The 17,017-nt window shown below is 62.1% G+C and carries 20 protein-coding genes and 1 tRNA gene; 12 read left to right on the top strand and 9 right to left on the bottom strand.

Annotated elements, in window-relative coordinates; genetic code table 11:
• Nucleotides 1-4: 4 nt before the first annotated feature.
• On the bottom strand, nucleotides 5-1,285 hold the full coding sequence (gene purD, locus YWU_RS0105290; RefSeq protein WP_027019645.1) for a phosphoribosylamine--glycine ligase: 1,281 nt from the start codon (nucleotides 1,283-1,285) through the stop codon (nucleotides 5-7).
• A 115-nt stretch (nucleotides 1,286-1,400) separates the two neighbouring features.
• Here purD and YWU_RS0105295 point away from each other — a divergent pair, with 115 nt between their 5' ends.
• The 3 genes from YWU_RS0105295 to YWU_RS0105305 all read left to right on the top strand — a co-directional run bounded on the left by YWU_RS0105295 (nucleotide 1,401) and on the right by YWU_RS0105305 (nucleotide 3,651).
• Nucleotides 1,401-1,817, top strand: a complete 417-nt coding sequence (locus YWU_RS0105295) for an HIT family protein (protein ID WP_027019646.1) — start codon at nucleotides 1,401-1,403, stop codon at nucleotides 1,815-1,817.
• Nucleotides 1,818-1,889: 72 nt separating this feature from the next.
• Entirely contained in the window at nucleotides 1,890-2,945 is a 1,056-nt protein-coding gene (locus YWU_RS15340; RefSeq protein ID WP_240484063.1) for an esterase/lipase family protein, read from the top strand.
• Nucleotides 2,872-3,651, top strand: coding sequence for an esterase/lipase family protein (locus YWU_RS0105305; protein WP_084141819.1), 780 nt, complete (start codon nucleotides 2,872-2,874; stop codon nucleotides 3,649-3,651). Before YWU_RS15340 ends, YWU_RS0105305 begins: the two co-directional genes overlap by 74 nt.
• Here the strand turns inward: YWU_RS0105305 and YWU_RS0105310 are convergent.
• Nucleotides 3,624-4,055, bottom strand: coding sequence for a low molecular weight phosphatase family protein (locus YWU_RS0105310; protein WP_027019648.1), 432 nt, complete (start codon nucleotides 4,053-4,055; stop codon nucleotides 3,624-3,626). The two genes, YWU_RS0105305 and YWU_RS0105310, sit on opposite strands and share 28 nt — an antisense overlap.
• A gap of 161 nt (nucleotides 4,056-4,216) precedes the next feature.
• Between YWU_RS0105310 and YWU_RS0105315 the strand changes: the two genes are divergently transcribed.
• Together YWU_RS0105315 and YWU_RS18780 are read left to right on the top strand one after the other, a co-directional pair.
• Nucleotides 4,217-4,450, top strand: a complete 234-nt coding sequence (locus YWU_RS0105315) for a hypothetical protein (RefSeq protein ID WP_027019649.1) — start codon at nucleotides 4,217-4,219, stop codon at nucleotides 4,448-4,450.
• Between the two features lie 210 nt (nucleotides 4,451-4,660).
• Nucleotides 4,661-4,789 (top strand): hypothetical protein, encoded by a 129-nt coding sequence (locus YWU_RS18780; RefSeq protein ID WP_276201917.1) that lies wholly within the window; start codon nucleotides 4,661-4,663, stop codon nucleotides 4,787-4,789.
• A gap of 18 nt (nucleotides 4,790-4,807) precedes the next feature.
• Here the strand turns inward: YWU_RS18780 and YWU_RS15345 are convergent, their stop codons facing one another.
• Together YWU_RS15345 and YWU_RS0105330 are read right to left on the bottom strand one after the other, a co-directional pair.
• Entirely contained in the window at nucleotides 4,808-5,770 is a 963-nt protein-coding gene (locus tag YWU_RS15345; RefSeq protein ID WP_034647143.1) for a tyrosine-protein phosphatase, read from the bottom strand.
• Nucleotides 5,771-5,926: 156 nt separating this feature from the next.
• A tRNA-Thr gene (locus YWU_RS0105330) sits at nucleotides 5,927-5,999 on the bottom strand.
• Nucleotides 6,000-6,245: 246 nt separating this feature from the next.
• Between YWU_RS0105330 and YWU_RS0105335 the strand changes: the two genes are divergently transcribed.
• Genes YWU_RS0105335 through YWU_RS0105345 form a run of 3 tightly spaced genes read left to right on the top strand, consistent with a single transcriptional unit; the run spans nucleotide 6,246 to nucleotide 8,499 of the window.
• On the top strand, nucleotides 6,246-6,569 hold the full coding sequence (locus tag YWU_RS0105335; protein WP_027019650.1) for a hypothetical protein: 324 nt from the start codon (nucleotides 6,246-6,248) through the stop codon (nucleotides 6,567-6,569).
• Between the two features lie 2 nt (nucleotides 6,570-6,571).
• A complete protein-coding gene (locus YWU_RS0105340) occupies nucleotides 6,572-8,008 on the top strand; it encodes an alpha,alpha-trehalose-phosphate synthase (UDP-forming) (RefSeq protein WP_027019651.1) in 1,437 nt (478 codons plus the stop codon).
• A complete protein-coding gene (locus YWU_RS0105345) occupies nucleotides 8,005-8,499 on the top strand; it encodes an META domain-containing protein (RefSeq protein ID WP_027019652.1) in 495 nt (164 codons plus the stop codon). Before YWU_RS0105340 ends, YWU_RS0105345 begins: the two co-directional genes overlap by 4 nt.
• Before the next feature lie 11 nt (nucleotides 8,500-8,510).
• Here the strand turns inward: YWU_RS0105345 and YWU_RS15350 are convergent, their stop codons facing one another.
• The gene (locus YWU_RS15350; RefSeq protein ID WP_051260067.1) at nucleotides 8,511-9,077 is read right to left on the bottom strand and encodes a flavin reductase family protein; all 567 of its coding nucleotides are present in this window, start codon (nucleotides 9,075-9,077) and stop codon (nucleotides 8,511-8,513) included.
• A 34-nt stretch (nucleotides 9,078-9,111) separates the two neighbouring features.
• Between YWU_RS15350 and otsB the strand changes: the two genes are divergently transcribed.
• On the top strand, nucleotides 9,112-9,909 hold the full coding sequence (gene otsB, locus YWU_RS0105355) for a trehalose-phosphatase (RefSeq protein ID WP_156892723.1): 798 nt from the start codon (nucleotides 9,112-9,114) through the stop codon (nucleotides 9,907-9,909).
• Nucleotide 9,910: 1 nt separating this feature from the next.
• Here otsB and YWU_RS0105360 read toward each other — a convergent pair whose 3' ends face one another.
• Nucleotides 9,911-10,987, bottom strand: coding sequence for a LacI family DNA-binding transcriptional regulator (locus YWU_RS0105360; RefSeq protein WP_027019654.1), 1,077 nt, complete (start codon nucleotides 10,985-10,987; stop codon nucleotides 9,911-9,913).
• A 90-nt stretch (nucleotides 10,988-11,077) separates the two neighbouring features.
• Here YWU_RS0105360 and YWU_RS15355 point away from each other — a divergent pair, with 90 nt between their 5' ends.
• The 3 genes from YWU_RS15355 to YWU_RS15360 are packed head-to-tail and all read left to right on the top strand — an operon-like array spanning nucleotide 11,078 to nucleotide 13,726.
• Nucleotides 11,078-12,130 carry a metal ABC transporter solute-binding protein, Zn/Mn family gene (locus tag YWU_RS15355; RefSeq protein WP_051260069.1) on the top strand — a complete coding sequence of 351 codons (1,053 nt, stop codon included), beginning with the start codon at nucleotides 11,078-11,080 and terminating at the stop codon, nucleotides 12,128-12,130.
• Nucleotides 12,123-12,830: a metal ABC transporter ATP-binding protein gene (locus YWU_RS0105370; protein WP_027019655.1), complete on the top strand. Its 708-nt coding sequence runs from the start codon at nucleotides 12,123-12,125 to the stop codon at nucleotides 12,828-12,830. Before YWU_RS15355 ends, YWU_RS0105370 begins: the two co-directional genes overlap by 8 nt.
• Nucleotides 12,830-13,726: a metal ABC transporter permease gene (locus tag YWU_RS15360; protein ID WP_034647146.1), complete on the top strand. Its 897-nt coding sequence runs from the start codon at nucleotides 12,830-12,832 to the stop codon at nucleotides 13,724-13,726. The genes YWU_RS0105370 and YWU_RS15360 overlap by 1 nt, the downstream gene beginning before the upstream one ends.
• A gap of 125 nt (nucleotides 13,727-13,851) precedes the next feature.
• On the opposite strand, the gene rlmB is transcribed toward YWU_RS15360, so the two are convergent.
• The 3 genes from rlmB to YWU_RS0105390 all read right to left on the bottom strand — a co-directional run bounded on the left by rlmB (nucleotide 13,852) and on the right by YWU_RS0105390 (nucleotide 16,918).
• Complete coding sequence (gene rlmB, locus YWU_RS0105380) at nucleotides 13,852-14,796, bottom strand: 23S rRNA (guanosine(2251)-2'-O)-methyltransferase RlmB (protein ID WP_027019656.1); 945 nt, start codon at nucleotides 14,794-14,796, stop codon at nucleotides 13,852-13,854.
• A gap of 42 nt (nucleotides 14,797-14,838) precedes the next feature.
• Entirely contained in the window at nucleotides 14,839-16,251 is a 1,413-nt protein-coding gene (gene cysS, locus YWU_RS0105385) for a cysteine--tRNA ligase (protein WP_027019657.1), read from the bottom strand.
• 100 nt (nucleotides 16,252-16,351) lie between these two features.
• Entirely contained in the window at nucleotides 16,352-16,918 is a 567-nt protein-coding gene (locus tag YWU_RS0105390; protein ID WP_027019658.1) for a CarD family transcriptional regulator, read from the bottom strand.
• Nucleotides 16,919-17,017 lie beyond the last annotated feature (99 nt).

The following is a 17,017-nucleotide window of genomic DNA, read 5'->3' on the forward strand; positions in this document are numbered from 1 at the left end:
TCCGTTACTCCGGGATGGAGATTCGGCCTTCGACTGCCGGCAGGGCGATGTCGCCGCGGAAGTGAGAGCCGTCCAGGGAGATGCTCTTCAGCGTGTCGTAGGCGGAGTTGCGGGCTTCCTCGAGGGTGGAGCCAACTCCGATGACATTGAGGACGCGGCCGCCGGCGGAGATGATCTCACCATTGTCGTTGCGCTTGGTTCCCGCATGCAGAACACCATCGACTTCGCGGCCCGGTTCGGCGCCGGTGATGACGTCACCGGTGCGGGTGGCGGCCGGGTACCCGAGGGAGGCCAGAACGACAGTCAGTGCGTAACCATCCTTCCACTGCAATTCTGGGTGCTCGGCGAGCTTTCCAGTGGCGGCGGCCAGCAGGGCCTCGGCCAGAGACGACTCCAGCAGTGCCAGTACGGCCTGGGTCTCCGGGTCACCGAAGCGGCAGTTGAACTCAATGACAGACGGGCCGTCCGAACCCCACGCCAGGCCGGCGTAGAGCAGGCCCTGGAACGGAGCGCCACGCTTGGACATCTCCGAAGCGACCGGGATGCAGACCTCATCGACGATGCGCTGGACTGCGTTTTCCGGCAGCCAATCGAGCGGTGCGTAGGCGCCCATACCGCCGGTATTCGGGCCGGTATCGCCTTCGCCTACTCGCTTGTGGTCCTGAGCTGGGACCAGTGGGACCACGGTCTCACCATCGACCAAGCAGAAGAGGGACACCTCCGGGCCGTCCAGGAAGGACTCCAGCAAGACCGGGTTGCCGGCGGACAGGACGTCGACGGCGTGGGCGCGAGCCTCAGCGCGGTCCTGCGTCACCACAACACCCTTGCCTGCAGCCAGTCCGTCATCTTTGACCACCCAGTTCGGGCCGAAGTTATCGATAGCGGCGTCGATCTGCTCGCCAGTGGCATCGGGCTGGATAGCCTCGGCGTGCGCGGTCTTCACACCCGCTGCCTGCATAACGTCCTTGGCGAACGCCTTGGAACCTTCGATCTGGGCAGCATCGGCGTTCGGCCCGAAGACCGGGTAGCCCGCGGCACGCACTGCATCGGCGACGCCGGCAACGAGGGGGACCTCGGGGCCGATGACGACGAGGTCGGGGACGAGGGCGTCGGAAAGCGAAACAACAGCCTCCGGGTCATCAGCGACGACCTGGTGGAGCGTCGCGATTGACTCCATACCCACGTTGCCCGGGGCAACGTGCAGTTCTGTCACCTGCGGGTCCGTGCTGAAGGCGTTGAGGAGGGCGTGCTCGCGGGCACCGTTACCAATGACGAAGATGCGCATGGGGTGATTCTATCCACAGGCGCCGACCGCGGCTGCACAGCCCGTGATTCAACTTCACCCGAGAAGGATGCGCGTTCTCCGGGCGATATCAGTGATTCCCGATTAACGTAGAGACATGGCTACTGTTTTCTCGAAAATCATCAACGGCGAACTCCCGGGGCGGTTCGTGTACCGCGATGACTCAGTCGTCGCTTTCCTCACCATTGAGCCGGTCGCATACGGCCACGTTCTTGTGGTCCCGGTCCAGGAAATCGACAAGTGGACCGACGCCTCACCGGAGGTCTGGGCGAGCGTCAACGAGGTCGCCCAGATGGTCGGCCGCGCCGTCGTCGATTCCTTCGATGCCCCTCGCGCCGGTTACCTCATCGCCGGCTTTGAGGTCCCGCACCTGCACGTCCACGTCTTCCCGGCAGCAGACATGTCTGGGTACTCTCTGGCCAACGCGCTCCGGGACCCAGACCCGCAGAAGATGGACGAGGCAGCAGAGAAGCTCCGCGCCGCTCTTGGTACTGACGCTGACGGTCGTCCGTAGCCGACACAGAAGACGCCCACCGCCGGGGCCGACACCAGTTCACCGATCTACCACCGTTCAGAGGAATAGACGATGACCCGAAAGCTGGACCACAGGGACGACGACTCCAACGAGAACGCGGCTGACAAGTTGCCGGAGGAGCAGTCGGAGAAGTCTGATTTTCTGCAGCTCAAACTGCCGAAGTTCCCCAAGATCCTCGGTCATCAGGACGATGATGCGACGGAAGGGGAAATGTCCGACCGTGAGGCTCTGGCCGGTGAGGTCTCGGCGAAGGAAGCAGCCGCTCCGGTAGCGACGTGGATCACCCGGCGCGGCATATTCGAAGACGACTGGCGAGCGAAGGTCACCGATGAGCGTCCCTGGCCGGTGATCCTTATTCATGGAACTGGCTTATCGAAAGGCGTGTGGCAGGAGCTCGGCAAGGATCTTCGTGAGGACGGTTGGGCGGTGTTCGCACCGGACTACGGTTTCCGCGCGACGAACCCGGTCAACGAGTCTCTCGATCACGTACGCGCGTACATCCACGCCGTGCAGAAGATCACTGGCGCGGAGAAAGTGATCGTCTGCGGCCATTCCCAGGGTGGTCTGCTGTCGACGATGCTTTCCTATTCCATGCCCGCGGACATCCATCACGTGGTGTGTATCTCCGCTCCAAACCACGGGACGGACATTTTGGGCCGCTCCTCCAGCATCCTCAAAATTCCCGGGCTCCCGGAAACCAGCAAACACGCAGTCGAGTCCCTGGTACACAACATCGCTGAGCGGTATTTCGGCGGTGCAGGCCTCGATCAGCTCGCTGGTTCGGAGACGGTGCGAACCATCTCCGAGAGCAAAGACCTCGCCCCCGGGGTCACGTACACGTGTCTGGCCTCGAAGACCGATCAGCTCATCAATCCCCCGTCGTCGACATTTTTGGAGGATGACGGCTCCGGCCGCGTCACCAACATGTACGTGCAAGACCTCTACCCGCGTGCGGTGATCCTCCACGAAGACATGGTGTCCGATCGCCGGGTTCGTCCGATCATCCGCGAGCAGCTTCTAGCTTTGGTCGACAATGACACCGAGTCTGCTGAGGAGATGGCCGGGGACGGCGCATCTGAGGAGCTCTCGGAGTCGAGGACTCAGTGACGTGAGGCGGCTCTACCCGCTGGGACTGTGGTTTCCGGCGAGGGGGAACGCTCTCGCGTTCAATAACGCATCGCTTCCCGACGCCTCCCTCACCACCCCTCCCCCACTCATCTGCTTCCACGGGACTGTGGCGAGCGGGGGAAGCTGGATGCCACTGGTCGAGGAATTACGGGATCGGCCGGTGGCTTGTCCCACCTACGGAAACCGAGGAACCGCGCCGATCACCCAGTGTGTTGATGAAGCGTGGGAGGTCGTGCAAGACGTGCTGACTCGCACCGGTGCCCATCAGGTGGACCTAGTGGGGCATTCCCTGGGTGCACGCGTTGCAGATGAGATTGTGGCGCGGTTCAGCGAGCGTCGCGATGGGGACAGCATCTTTCCCATCCGCAAGGTTGTCGCCCTTGGCGGAACTCATTTGGGTCTGCCGAAGCCCTGGTGGTCGCCGCTGGCACCCGTGTTCGCAGGCTCTGCGGTGCGGCAGCAGTTTGGCACTCGCAGTCGCAAGACCGGGGCGGTGCCTGGCACTGAGTCAGTTCAGTGGTCAGATGTCCACGGATCTGCAGATGTCATCGTCCCTGCCGCACCTGGCGCCACCGTCGTGGACCGGGTTCCCCATCATTTGTTGCCCAGCAGCCCGAGGGTGGCGAAGGTGATCGCCGAGATCCTCCGAGATGACACTCAGAAGCGGCAGGCCTCCGGAGAGTAACCCCCGTCGACCATCCGGTGGATGCGGACCTTCAGTTCATCGCGAAGCACGCGGTAGCGCGCTATTCCGGTGATCCCACGATTGGCGGGATCCTCCAGTACCCATCGAAATTCACTGCAGTCAGGGGCGATGCACTCTGCGGTATCGACATTTCCGACGACAATCACCACGTCCTGGCGATCGGCGACTGATGCCGTCAATTGCACCGGGTCTCCATCACACCGCGCGCCGATCTCTGCCATCGCCTGGCGCGCGTCCTGGTTAACGCCTCGGTCATCGGGATCGACATCGACTCCCGCAGAGGAGACCAGCGCGTTCGGATCGGCGTATCTCAGGAGACCTTCCGCGATGCGGGACATCCCCATGTCTTGGGAACCTACAAACAAGACTCGAGTCTTCTTCATAATCACTCTCCTCGATCGCATCGCCCAGGATAGGACCGTTTGACTGTTTCATCAGTGATAGCACCCTTTCGGGGGTCTAATCCTCCACAGGCGAGTCCTAGTGAGGGATAACAACCGGGGGCATCTGGTCACAGAGCGAACAGACCGTTATGGTCCTCCCTATGTCCATTTCTGTTTTCTTCTGGCTCGTCGCCGTGATGGTGACCATGGCCGTGGTCTGGTCCGCTTCTGTGTGGTCCAGGAAGCGCCGCGACCGTGAACTTCGAGAACATCTTGGTTTTCCTGAATTCACCATTCAGGACGACATCCTGACTCCGCCCGGCGCGGACATTCAGTCAGCCGCCAGATTCTCTCCACAGGCCGCAGACCAGCGACAGGGCGTTCGTCGGGCCTGAATTGTCTGCATCACAAAGCCAAGCCGTGTGACGGAGGTCGCTCCGCAGGACGTAAGGTCATCGAAGTCCTATCGCCCGACCAGGAGGCCCGTAGTGACCTTGTATGAAGATGCCAGCCCGCTTGCCGAGACCTGGGAGTCTGACTAGCAAGCAGGGGTTCTTGACACGAACCGCAACGGGAACAAGGGCCCCGTTAGCTGGCAGTCACTCATGCAGGACCTCGGACTCACGGATGCCCCCGAAGAGCGGCAGATCGCGGGCGCCGAAGAGTGGCTTAAGCACAACAAGCCCACGCCGATGATGCGGCTGACTCTGGACCGGTTGGGCGTCAAGTACTAATCGCAGTCGGCTGCTTTTCTACTGCAGGTAGTCGCCCCGAAGTTTCGAAATGTCAGCCTTATTCAGGCCCAGAGGCCCACTAACGAAGGCATCGAAGCTCCCATACACCCGGTCGATGTCATTCCACGTTGCGTGCGGCCATTCGAGTTTCACCGAGTCCTCCCGCCCCAGGTAGCTGTTGCTAGCGAGGAAGTCAGCGTCGATATCCGCCAAGTCGACTCCGAGAATCCTGAGCAGAAAGGCCGCTACCAATCCGGTGCGGTCCTTCCCTGCCGAACAGTGGAACACCACCGCACCATCAGCATCAATGAGTGAACGGAACGTGTCGGCGAAGGCACGGTGAGATGCCGAATTTGTCGCCATCAATTGATAACCGAGCAACTGCCCGAGGTCCTTCCGCTCCTGCTCATCGGTTACTGCGGCGGGCACCTTATCCACCAACGTTGGGGCGATTGTCACCACTGGTGATTCATCGAAGAACACTCCCTGGGACAGATCCACCAGATCAGCCACGGTGTAGGCCACGCCGACCGGGATTCGGTCTGGATCCTCCGACCTTTCCTTGGCATTGCGTAGGTCGATGACCTCCGTGACACCCGCAGCGACCATGTTGGCCAGGTCTGAATCTGCGGCCCGATGCAAGGAGTTCGATCGATAGGCCAGGCCGGACTTCACCGTGCGACCGTCAGATGTGGTCAGCGGCTGCCCGGCCGGTCCTGACACGTCTCGAAAATTGGACAGGGACTGCAACGCGCCCGAGGGAATCGGGCCGGAAGCTTGATTGCCGCTCTCATCGGTTACGTCGACCCATACCGGTTCGCTGTATGCACCGGACACCACGTACAGAGGTGATTGGGGCCCGTACAGATTTCCCACTGACCCCGACGAGGCACCTGCCGCTGCCGGAGCTGATAGCGCACCACCGACTAAGACCGCGGACACACCGACTGACAGGGCTTCCCGACGAATTGTGGTTCTCATCGCCTGAACATATGTTTCCCACAAAAATAATGCTGGAAGACTCAGTAACAACTGGATGAACTAGCGGGTGAATTCCCTAGGCCGACCTGGAAAGAAGACCGATTTCATACGAAACAGGGCAGCACCCCGCTTGCGAGGTACTGCACTGCTCATTTGAGCTGGAGACGAGACTTGAACTCGCAACCTACGGTTTACAAGACCGTTGCGCTACCAATTGCGCCACTCCAGCAGTGCAACCATCCACCGGCCCGGCGGTAATTGCAGCTCTGCATGCTACTAGGTCCTGCACGGAGGTTGCGCATCAACCCCGCCACCAGCCTGAGCGGGTGCGAATCGGTGTTTCCGACCGCGCTTCAGCAACGTCTCAGATGAACACTGTCCACATCCTCGACCGATGGCTGGGCCGGCCGGATTCACCTACCATTGGCGCTGGTACACTAGGTTGTCCGTTCGCAGTCCAAAATCAGGAGGATTCGTGCCGCCGAAGGTAACCGACACCCGCACCGCCCAGAATGAGGCCCTCGTCAAGGTTGAAGAGGAAACCGCCGCTGGAGCCCGCAAGGTTGTCGCATCGTTCTCCGATGACTTCCATGACTGCGTGACCCTCATGTGCATGCTCGGCATCGAGCCCGAGGGTCTTGAGCATAAGAAGGTCCACGCAGAGTGGATGGAGGCCAACGCCCCGAAGCCGACCACCCGTTCGCGGAAGTCGACTAAGAAGGCAGCCAAGAAGACCGCCAAGAAAGCAACGAAAAAGACGGCCAAAAAGGCCGCCAAGAAAGCTGCAAAGAAGGCCTAACAATGTCTGATTTCGTCGTCGTCGCCAACCGTCTACCTGTCGCGCCGACGACGGAACCAGACGGCTCCACCACATGGGAGGCCAGCCCTGGAGGACTGGTCACCGCATTGACTCCAGTCCTGCTGGAGAACGAAGGTGCCTGGGTCGGCTGGGCCGGCACCCGTGAAGGTGACGACGCTCCTCCGGAGGAGATCGTCACCGACAACGGGCTGCACCTCTACCCGGTGGAGCTCTCGGAGTACGACTACGAGAATTTCTACGAGGGTTTCTCCAACGGCACCCTGTGGCCGTTGCACCACTCCCTCATCGTCCCACCGAAGTACGACACCGAATGGTGGGAGTCTTTCCGCGAGGTCAACCACCGCTACGCCATCGAGGCCGCTAACCAGGCCTCCGAAGGTGCCATTGTCTGGGTGCAGGATTACCAGCTGATGCTGGTGCCGGGCATTTTGCGCCAGTTGCGCCCAGATGTGACCATCGGATTCTTCCTCCACATTCCGTTCCCGCCGCCGGAGATCTTCCGTCAGATTCCGTGGCGTGAGGAACTGGTCCGCGGTCTGCTCGGATCCGACCTGATCGGTTTCCACCTCGACTCGTTCGCGAACAACTTCTTGGAGCTCTGCGCCAACGTCTCCGGTAGCGGCCTGCCGCACACCGGGTTGCCGGCAAAGCTCAAGGTTGAGGGCCGCTCCAGCGTCCGCGTGGCGACCGCTACGGTCACCGCTCCGGATGGCCGCCCCGTCCGCGTTGCGTCCTTCCCCATCTCCATCGATTCGCCCTCGGTCATGAAGATGGCTGAGGGTGCCAATCCGGAGCAGATCCGCGAGGACTTGGGCAATCCGAAGCACATGCTGCTTGGTGTGGACCGTCTGGACTACACCAAGGGCATCCATGAGCGTTTGGAAGCATTCGAGGAGCTGCTGGAGTCAGGGGCTATCGATCCCGCCGAGACTGTGCTCGTCCAGGTAGCGACCCCGTCTCGTGAGCGTGTCGACGACTACCGCCGCATGCGTATCAAGGTCGAGCAGACCGTCGGTCGCATTAATGGTCTGTACGGCTCGCTCGGTAAGCCGGTGATCCACTACCTGCACCGCAATCTGCCGTTCCGGACCTTGATCGACTTGTACACCGCAGCGGATGTCATGGTCGTGACCCCCCTTCGAGACGGCATGAACCTCGTCGCCAAGGAATACGTCGCCTGCCACGCGGACTACCGCGGTGCACTGGTGCTTTCTGAATTCACCGGTGCAGCCGACGAACTCGATGGCGCGTTCCTGTGCAACCCCCACGACATCGAGTCGGTCAAGCGGGCGATCATGGCCGCGACGAACGGTTCGAAGGACGACCTGCAGGACCGGATGAAGAAGATGTACGAGCAGGTTCGTGACCATGACGTGCACCTGTGGGCCGACAGCTTCCTGTCTGAACTGCGGCGATGAGGTCTAGTCACTCTCTCCGTCGCGTAGTTCGCGGCACCGTAGCAATTGCTGGTGCCGCGGCCCTTGGCATCGTTGCCGCCGGCTGCACCGCCACGGAGGATGGCGATGACGTCTTGGGCTATGACTGGCAGGTCTCCGCGGTCTACGACGACCCGTCGCTGCCCCATGCCCTGCCGCCCGAGGTAGTCCCTCCATCGATCGTCTTCGGGCACGTGTCCTACACCGGATCCTCCTCATGTGGTGAGTTCGGCGGCAATCTGAATTGGCTCAACGGAGACACCGCCGAATTCAGCGACCTGGAGATTCTCCGAGAGCAGGACTGCTCGTCATCGGCGGCTGAGTTCGAACGCCGACTGATGGAACAGCTCGAGGGCGAGGTGACCATCTCCGTGACCAATGGCGAACTGCGGGTCTCTGCAGTTGAGGAGGCGCCACCGGGTGAAGCACAGCCTGGGTTTGCGGCGGTGACGGTGGGGGCCGGGGCGTCGTAAAGCGGAGCTTTTTACACCGAGGGGCGCTGGCGCCACGGCTCTGACGCCGGGGCGTCCACGCCAGAGGCAGTGAGCTTGGCGTACGAACCGCGGTGGTACACCAGCGGGCAGGAATCCTGCCGGTGGCCGATGTCCTTGATCGCGCCGACGACGATGTGGTGGTCGCCACCGTCGTACACCGCATCCACGGTGCAGTCGATCCAAATGGCGCATCCGCCCAGAACCGGGTTACCCAGTGGGGATGCCTCCCAATGGCCGTGCAAGAACTTTTCCTCGCCACGACGTCCGAACGCCGCGGAAACGCTCTTCTGCTCCTCTGTGAGGACATTGACCGTGAAGGTGCCGCTGGACTCAATATGCGGCCAGGTGCGGGAGGACTTCATCACCGTGAACAGCACCAACGGCGGGTTCAGGCTCAAGGATGAGAAGGACTGGCACGCGAAGCCATACGGTCCGCCCGGGCCAGAGGTGGTGACCACGGTGACGCCCGTCGCGAACTCGCTGAGCGCCCGGCGGATCGACATTTCGTCGAGAGTCGCCAGTGCCGAGGGTGTTGCGTGTGCTTCCGAGTGCTCCATGTAGGGCGACTGTAGTCCGTTTACAGTGGGAACCGTGAACACTCCCCAGATGATCTCAGTTACAGACGCAGTGGCGAAGGTCGCGGAGGCACCGGATCTTCTCGTCGCTCTCGACTTCGACGGCACTCTCGCGGACTTCAGCGACGACCCGATGGCAGTGCACCTGCGCGAGGGCAACCCGGAGGCGATTGCCCGGCTGGCCGCGCTTAAGAACACCGCAGTGATGCTGGTGTCCGGTCGCGATCTGGAAACGCTGCGCACGCTATCGGCTCTTGGTCCGGCGGTGGGCCTGGTAGGCAGCCACGGCGCGGAGCCGGAGGGTGGACTGCAGCTGACGGAGGCGCAGCGCGAGCGTCTCGACGAGGTTGATGCAGCGATGCAGCAGATCGTTGACGCTGCCGCAGCGGAGGGCGCTTTCCTTGAGCGCAAGCCCGCCCACCGCGTGGTCCACGTCCGCCCGGTGCAGGATCCGGCCCGGCGCGCGGAGATCCTCGCCCAGGCCAGCGACAAAATTCAGGCGCTTAACGACGCCCACCACGACGTTCCCATTCACTCCGCTGAGGGAAAAGGCATGGTTGAAGCGACAGTCATGGAAGCCACGAAGGGGTCGTACCTATCTGGTTTCCGCGGAGCTGAGGGCGAGAAGACGATCGTCTTCATCGGCGATGACGTCACTGATGAGACGGTGCTTCAGGTTCTACAGCCGCAGGATGTCGGAATCAAGGTCGGCGAAGGCGATACTGCAGCGACCTGCCGGGTGCCGGACACCGCGACGGTCACGCAGTTCCTCGAGGCGCTAGCTGATGCACGTGAGGCAGCTCTTAGCCGCTGATCTAGTGGTTCCTCGGAGCAGCAACTGTCCGCCCGGGGACCATCTCCGTCGGCAGGATTGTCCGACCCAGTTCTCCTGAGAACAGGGCCCGCCCGGCGGCGCGGCCCTTCTCGCGGTTCGGCTGGGCGACGGTGGTTAGCCCTGCCATACGGGCGATCTCAATGCCGTCGAATCCGGTAACTGACAGGTCCTCAGGGACGCGGATTCCGTTGTCTTCGGCGTATTTCAGGACACCCAGAGCCTGTGTGTCCGTGGTGCAGACAACCGCGGTGAGGTCGGGATTGCCGGTGAGCAATTCGCGAGCTGCCTCGTAATTGCGCTCGCGGGTATTGAGGTGGCGTCCGACAACGGGCACATCCGCCCGGTCGACCCCAGCCTCCTCTAGTGCCTCAAGCGCACCTTCAACGCGGAAGCGCTGGAGATGGTGGTGGGCATTGATGAGGTGTTGGTCGGTGACAGGGCCGTCATGAGGCTTTCGGGAGAGTCTGACATTGAGAATGCCGACCTTCCGGTGACCGGCCTCTGTCAGTGCTCGCGCAACGGGTTTAATCGCTTCGCGGTCGTCGATACCANCAAACGGCAGGTCGTCGCGGTCGGTTGGCTGGTCGCAGATGACCGTCGGGAGGCCGCGGCTGGCTACGTAGTCGAGGAAGGGATCATCGTCAGCAACGGAGTAGACGATGAATCCGTCCACTGCTGCTCCCCTGATCAGGTCTAGGCCTTCTTTATCCGCGTGAGACGAGGCTGGAATCACCAGCATCGACGATTCTCTGGCACCGCATTCCTCTGACAGGCCAGAGAGAAACTCCACCGACGCCGGGTCATCGAAGGCGAAAGAGAGCTGCTCGGTAAACAGCACGCCGACAGCGCCGGCACGACGGGTGCGCAGATTCCGAGCCATCGGGTCTGGACCGGGATAGCCCTGCTTCCGAGCGACCTCCAAAATGTGGTCGCGCAGATCCGTCGACAGTTGGCCTGGGCGGTTGTACGCGTTGGAGACTGTCGTCCTGGACACCCCGACCTCTGCGGCAATGGACGCAAGGGTGCCGCGAACACGGCGTCGGGATGCTTCATTCACAGGGTAAATTCTACCTTCCAGCGTGGACGTCCGAAGAGACGACACTCCGCTAACTGGCAATGATTTTCATTTGCAGGCTATGCTTGCTGCATGCAGACCAGAATCCCCCGCATTGCGGCCGCGTCGGCGTTCACCCTCACCCTGGGGATCAGCCTCACCGCATGCTCCGCGGATAGCACCTCCTCAAACACCGTGAACGAGGACGCCGAACTCCGCGTCACTGCTTCCACCCAGGTGTGGGCCGACATCGCCGACACTGTCGTGGAGGACACCGATCAGGTCGACATCACCGCCATTATCAGCGGAAATAACACCGACCCACATTCCTACGAGCCGACCGCACGCGACATGGCATTGGTCGAGCAGTCGGACATCGTGGTCCTCGGCGGCGGTCACTACGACGCGTGGCTTGCCTCCGCTGCCGCGGAGACGGACGCTCTGGTCATCTCTGCACTCGATGTCGATGAAACCGACCATGAGGATCACGATCACTCGCACGAGGACGAACATGCTCATGACCATGACCATGCTCATGACGGCGAAGTGAACGAGCACGTCTGGTACGACACCGAGGCTCTTGAGACTGTCGGATCTGAGCTCACGGACGCCGTCAACGAGCGTCTCGGCGACGGCTCCGCCTCGATGTCCACACTCGAGAGCGACCTGGAGGAAATCCGCGAGAAGAAGGCCACTCTCGATGCCGGCACCGTCGTCCAGGCGCACCCAGTAGCGGACTACATCCTCGAAGGCACCGCCCTGGAGGAGATCACCCCAGAGGGCTACCGAAGCGCCACCCTTGCCGAAGCCGAGCCTTCTGCCGCCGACGTCAACGCAATGCTCGAAATCATTGAGTCCGGCGATGCCGATTACTTCATCTACGCACCGCAGACCTCAGATCAAGTCTCTGCACGACTGCTAGATGCCGCGACTGCCAATGGACTGCGTGTCATCGACGTCTTCGAGTCACCCTCCGAAGAGCAGAGCTTCATCGATCTGTACCTTTCGACGTTGGATCAATTCTCAGTGAACCCGGACGCCGGAAATTCCACCGGCTCCGACAGCACCGAGTCCCCCGTTGACGATGAGTCCGAGGGCGACTCAGACCTGTTGAATACCCCGGAGCCCACCGCAACCGATGAGTGAACCACTTCTTCAGTTCCACAACGCCGCGATTGAGCCGCTGTGGTCAGGACTCGATCTGACTGTGGAGTCCGGTGAGTTCGTGGCGATTCTGGGGCCCAATGGCGTCGGAAAGTCGTCGCTGCTCAATGCGATTCTGGGCACCCGTCCTCTCACCGCGGGCAGCGTCGACTGCTCTGCCCGTGTGAGCTTCATTCCCCAACAGCGAATGTTTGACCCGGATCTGCCTATGCGAGCCCGGGATCTTGTCGCACTTTCCGGGGATGCAGGGGTGTTTCGGAGGGCAAGTATGCGTCGTAAAGCGATGGAGGCTCTTGAGGCCGTCGGTGCAGCCGGCGTTGCCGATCGTCGTGTCGGCACCCTCTCCGGCGGCCAGCAGCAGCTGGTCCGGCAGGCACAGGCGTTCATCCGCAATCCGCAATTGCTGCTGTGCGACGAGCCGCTCCTCAGCCTCGACCCCGCCGCTGAGAAGCGCACCGTGGAACGGCTGGATCGGCGCCGCCGCGACCACGGAACTGCCGTGGTTCTGGTGACGCATGGAATTAATCCCGTGCTCGATGTCGTCGATCGCATCGTCTACTTAACCCCGTATGGGCATGACGTGGGCACTGTTGACGAGATCATGACCTCCGAGAACCTCTCTGACCTGTACCGGACGAAGATGACCGTCGCCCGAGTCGAGGGAAAGGTAGTGGTGCTCTGATGGACCCCTCCATGTGGTTCGCGGACACCGCGGCCCTACTCAACGTGGGATTTGTCCAGTCTGCCCTCATCGCGGCGGCACTGCTGGGGATCGTGTCCGGTGTGGTGACGCCGATTGTCGTCATGCGGCAGATGAGTTTCACCGTGCACAGCACCTCTGAACTAGCGCTCATGGGCGCAGCGGGGGCGCTGCTGGCCGGGGTGTCCGTCGGAGTCGGCGCGGTCGTCGGATCGGTGGCTGCGGCAATCCTGCTGGCAGTGCTAGCAAGAAAAGGCAGCCGAGATGCCATCGTCGGCGTGGTCCTGGGCTTCGGCATGGGCCTGTCGGTGCTGTTCATCTACCTGTATCCAGGACGGACGTCGACAGCATTCTCACTGTTGACAGGTCAGATCGTGGGCGTGACCGGAGCGTCCGTGTGGGTGCTCGCGGTGGTCACCGTAGTTGTCGTCGCTGCAGTGGTGCTGTTCTGGCGTCCGCTGATCTTTGCCTCGGCGGATCCGGCGATGGCCGCTGCATCCGGGATTCCGGTGCGGTCCATGGCGATTCTGTTCGCTGTCCTCACCGGCCTGACAGCGGCGCAGGGTGTGCAGATCGTTGGTGCTCTGCTGATTACCTCGCTGTTGATCACACCGGGTGCTGCGGCAGCTCAGGTGACGTCCTCGCCGGTGAAGGCCGTGATGCTGTCGGTGATTTTTGCCGAGACCGCCGCCGTCGGTGGCGTGATCCTGTCACTGGCGCCGGGCATGCCGGTAAGCGTGTTTGTCACCATGATCTCGTTTGGCATTTACGTGGTGTGCCGGATCATCGGGACGGTGCGAGGCCGGAACGCCAAGCGCGACGACGTGGCCGCGAGCCGATGGGCTGATCCGCACCATTCTCACTCACAAACCGTCTGATCTCGACGGCAGTGAGCTAAGAAGGCCCACCCTTACAGACTCACGATCCGGGTCGAGAAAACCGCGGATACGGTGACTGAAGGGTGGGCCGTCGACATTGCCGGGACGGGGCCCCGGCGGTGGTCCTACTTCGTGGCTGCGCGACGCTGACGGGCGAACTCTGCGAGAGTCACACCTGCTGCGACGGAGGCGTTGAGCGATTCAACCTCAGAGGACATCGGGATCGACATGATGGTGTCACAGGTTTCGCGAACCAGGCGCGACAGACCCTTTCCCTCAGAGCCGACGACGATGACCGTGGGGGTCGTGCCGTCGTAGGTGTCCAGGGTGTGGTCGCCACCGGCATCCAGACCAACGACCTGGTAACCGGCCTTCTGCAGCTCCTTAAGGGAGCGAACCATGTTGGTCTCGCGGGCAACTGGCAGGCGAGCTGCGGTACCGGCAGAGGTACGCCACGTGACGGCAGTGACCGACGCCGAACGACGCTCCGGAATCACCACTCCATGACCACCGAACGCAGCGACCGAGCGAACAACCGCACCGAGGTTGCGCGGGTCGGTGATGTTGTCCAGGCAGACAATCAGGCCGGGCTCGCCGGAGGCGGTGACGCGGTCGACGAGGTCACGCACAGTGGCGTACTCGTACGGGGGGATCTGCAGGCCAATGCCCTGGTGCAGGGAGCTTCCGGTCATGCGATCAAGCTCATGACGGGGGACCTCCGTGATGGAGATGCCACGACTGTTGGCGACGCGGACGGCCTCCTCGAGGCGGTCGTCATTGTCGGTGCCTAGTGCGACGAACATCTGGGCGGCAGGAACCTTAGCGCGCAGGCACTCCACCACCGGGTTGCGGCCGACGACGAGCTCAGGGCCCTCTTCCTTCTGATGGCGACCCTGATCGCGGCGTTCCTGCTTCTGCTTGCGCTTGTACGCCTGGTGGTAGGTACGCTCCTCCGCCTTCGGAGTCGGACCCTTGCCCTGCAGGCCGCGCTTGTGCCCACCGGTGCCACCGGCGGAGCCCTTCTTGCTGGTCTTGCGTACGGCGCCGCGGCGCTGCGAGTTACCCGTCATCAACTTCTCCTTTAAATTCTCCGCCCACCGACCCCGGTGGAACTACTGGTCCCTGAGCGACCACTGCGGGCCGTCCGCGGTATCGGTGACCTCGACTCCCGCCTCAGTCAGCCTGTCGCGCACCGCGTCCGCGACAGCCCAATCCTTTTCCTCCCGGGCGGTAGCGCGCAGCCGGAGCTGCTCACCGATCAGGACGTCAAGGGCGGCAATCGCCGCATCCGAAGCACCAGCACCGGTCTCCCGCCACTGTTCGGACAGCGGATCGATGCCGAGGGCTTCCGCCATGGCCCGGGCAGATGCAGCCAAGGCTGCGGCGGATTCGGCATCCGAGGCCCCGAGTGCCTTATTGCCCTCGGTGACCGCACGGTGGATTTCAGCGAGTGCACGTGGCACCGCCAGATCCTCGTCCATCGCTGCGACAAATGCCTCAGTCGGTTCACCGACCGGGACCTCCCCCAACGAGTCGAGTGCACGGTTCAGGAACGACTCGATGCGACGGTACCCTGCCGCGGCCTCAAGTAGCGATTCCTCCGAGTACTCCAAGACGCTGCGGTAGTGCGCACTACCCAGGTAATAACGCAGCTCCACCGGACGAACCAGGCTCAGGATGTGCGGGACAGAGAGAACATTGCCCAAAGACTTGGACATTTTCTCGCCAGCCATCGTCACCCAGTGGTTGTGGATCCAGTAGTTCGCAAAGGGATCTCCAGCCGCATGCGACTGGGCGATTTCGTTCTCATGATGCGGGAATTGCAGGTCTAGTCCGCCGCAGTGGATGTCGAACTGAGGTCCCAGGTAATACGTCGCCATAGCAGAGCACTCCAGGTGCCAGCCGGGACGGCCATCTCCCCAGGGGGTAGGCCAGGACGGCTCACCGGCCTTGGCGGACTTCCACAGGGCGAAGTCCTTCGGGCTGCGCTTACCGCGCGAATCCGGCTCGCCCTGTTCCATCTCCTCGACACGGTTGCCGGAGAGATGGCCATAGTCGCCGTCTGGGGACTTCACCCACGCGTCGACATCGAAGTACACCGAACCGTCCTCGGTCGCATACGCAAAGCCACGCTCGATGAGGCGCTCCATGTAGGTGACCATCTGGGTGACATGGCCGGTGGCGCGGGGCTCCACGCTCGGGGGCAGAACGCCCAATTGGTCGTAGGCCCAGGTGAACTCACGCTCGTAAGTCGACACCCACTCCCACCAGGGGCGGTTGTTCTCCGCGGCCTTGGTGAGGATCTTGTCGTCAATGTCTGTGACATTCCGCACGTAAGCAACATCCAAACCCTTGGCCAGCAGCCAGCGGCGGAGGATGTCAAAGGCGACACCCGACCGGACGTGGCCGATGTGCGGCAGCGCCTGCGGGGTGGCACCACACAGGTAAATGGACGCGTGGCCCTCACGGACCGGCGTGAAATCTCTGAGGGAGCGTGTGGCGGTGTCGTAAATACGGAAAGTCACGATTTTGAGCATACCGGCCAGGGCCAGTCCACAAATGACTCAGCCGCCCTGCCTGTGGGGCGGGGCGGCTGCGGACCACAACGTCGTAAAGCGAGAGCTTTTACTCGTCCTCATCCTCGTCGAGATCAACCACCGGGGCCGGAGCCTCTTCGGCTGCAGCAGGGTTCGCCGCACGGTGACGCGCGACCGTCTCTTCGATCTCAGCGAAGAGGGTCTCAGTCTTCGGGTCATCAACACCCTCAGCAAGCGCCAGCTCACCGACGAGGACCTGGCGGGCCTTGCTCAGCATGCGCTTCTCACCAGCAGACAGTCCCTTGTCCTGGTCGCGACGCCACAGGTCACGAACAACCTCAGCAACCTTGTTGATGTCACCGGAGCCCAGACGTTCCTGGTTCGCCTTGTACCGACGAGACCAGTTACCTGCCTCCTCAACGTCCGTCTCACGCAGCACGGAGAAGACCTTCAGTAGGCCTGCCTCTCCGACCACGTCACGCACGCCGACAAGTTCAGCGTTGGACGCCGGAACCTGAATCCGGAGATCACTCTGGAGGATCTCCAGGACGAGGTAATCGCGCACTTCCCCGTCGAACTCGCGCTGAGTTATTTCCTCAACCTTCGCCGCACCGTGGTGCGGATAAACGACCGTATCGCCGACCTTGAAATCCATCTGGTTTCCACGCCCCTTTCAACGACCAGCCAGCCTATCACGGTCCAGGTGAATGCCCCCGTGGACCTACGTTAGTATGAGAACACCATATGAAGCAGA

This window comes from Corynebacterium sputi DSM 45148 (assembly GCF_000427865.1).
Classification (GTDB): domain Bacteria; phylum Actinomycetota; class Actinomycetes; order Mycobacteriales; family Mycobacteriaceae; genus Corynebacterium; species Corynebacterium sputi.

Bases quoted from the DNA above. Each gene is read 5' to 3' on its own strand.
- YWU_RS18780 (WP_276201917.1), top strand. From the start codon at position 4,661: ATGCAGGACCTCGGACTCACGGATGCCCCCGAAGAGCGGCAGATCGCG.
- YWU_RS15340 (WP_240484063.1), top strand. From the start codon at position 1,890: ATGACCCGAAAGCTGGACCACAGGGACGACGACTCCAACGAGAACGCG.
- YWU_RS0105305 (WP_084141819.1), top strand. From the start codon at position 2,872: ATGACACCGAGTCTGCTGAGGAGATGGCCGGGGACGGCGCATCTGAGG.
- YWU_RS15350 (WP_051260067.1), bottom strand. From the start codon at position 9,077: ATGGAGCACTCGGAAGCACACGCAACACCCTCGGCACTGGCGACTCTC.
- YWU_RS15360 (WP_034647146.1), top strand. From the start codon at position 12,830: ATGGACCCCTCCATGTGGTTCGCGGACACCGCGGCCCTACTCAACGTG.
- YWU_RS0105310 (WP_027019648.1), bottom strand. From the start codon at position 4,055: ATGAAGAAGACTCGAGTCTTGTTTGTAGGTTCCCAAGACATGGGGATG.
- YWU_RS0105315 (WP_027019649.1), top strand. From the start codon at position 4,217: ATGTCCATTTCTGTTTTCTTCTGGCTCGTCGCCGTGATGGTGACCATG.
- YWU_RS15355 (WP_051260069.1), top strand. From the start codon at position 11,078: ATGCAGACCAGAATCCCCCGCATTGCGGCCGCGTCGGCGTTCACCCTC.
- YWU_RS0105340 (WP_027019651.1), top strand. From the start codon at position 6,572: ATGTCTGATTTCGTCGTCGTCGCCAACCGTCTACCTGTCGCGCCGACG.
- YWU_RS0105390 (WP_027019658.1), bottom strand. From the start codon at position 16,918: ATGGATTTCAAGGTCGGCGATACGGTCGTTTATCCGCACCACGGTGCG.
- YWU_RS15345 (WP_034647143.1), bottom strand. From the start codon at position 5,770: ATGAGAACCACAATTCGTCGGGAAGCCCTGTCAGTCGGTGTGTCCGCG.
- rlmB (WP_027019656.1), bottom strand. From the start codon at position 14,796: ATGACGGGTAACTCGCAGCGCCGCGGCGCCGTACGCAAGACCAGCAAG.
- YWU_RS0105345 (WP_027019652.1), top strand. From the start codon at position 8,005: ATGAGGTCTAGTCACTCTCTCCGTCGCGTAGTTCGCGGCACCGTAGCA.
- YWU_RS0105295 (WP_027019646.1), top strand. From the start codon at position 1,401: ATGGCTACTGTTTTCTCGAAAATCATCAACGGCGAACTCCCGGGGCGG.
- purD (WP_027019645.1), bottom strand. From the start codon at position 1,285: ATGCGCATCTTCGTCATTGGTAACGGTGCCCGCGAGCACGCCCTCCTC.
- YWU_RS0105370 (WP_027019655.1), top strand. From the start codon at position 12,123: ATGAGTGAACCACTTCTTCAGTTCCACAACGCCGCGATTGAGCCGCTG.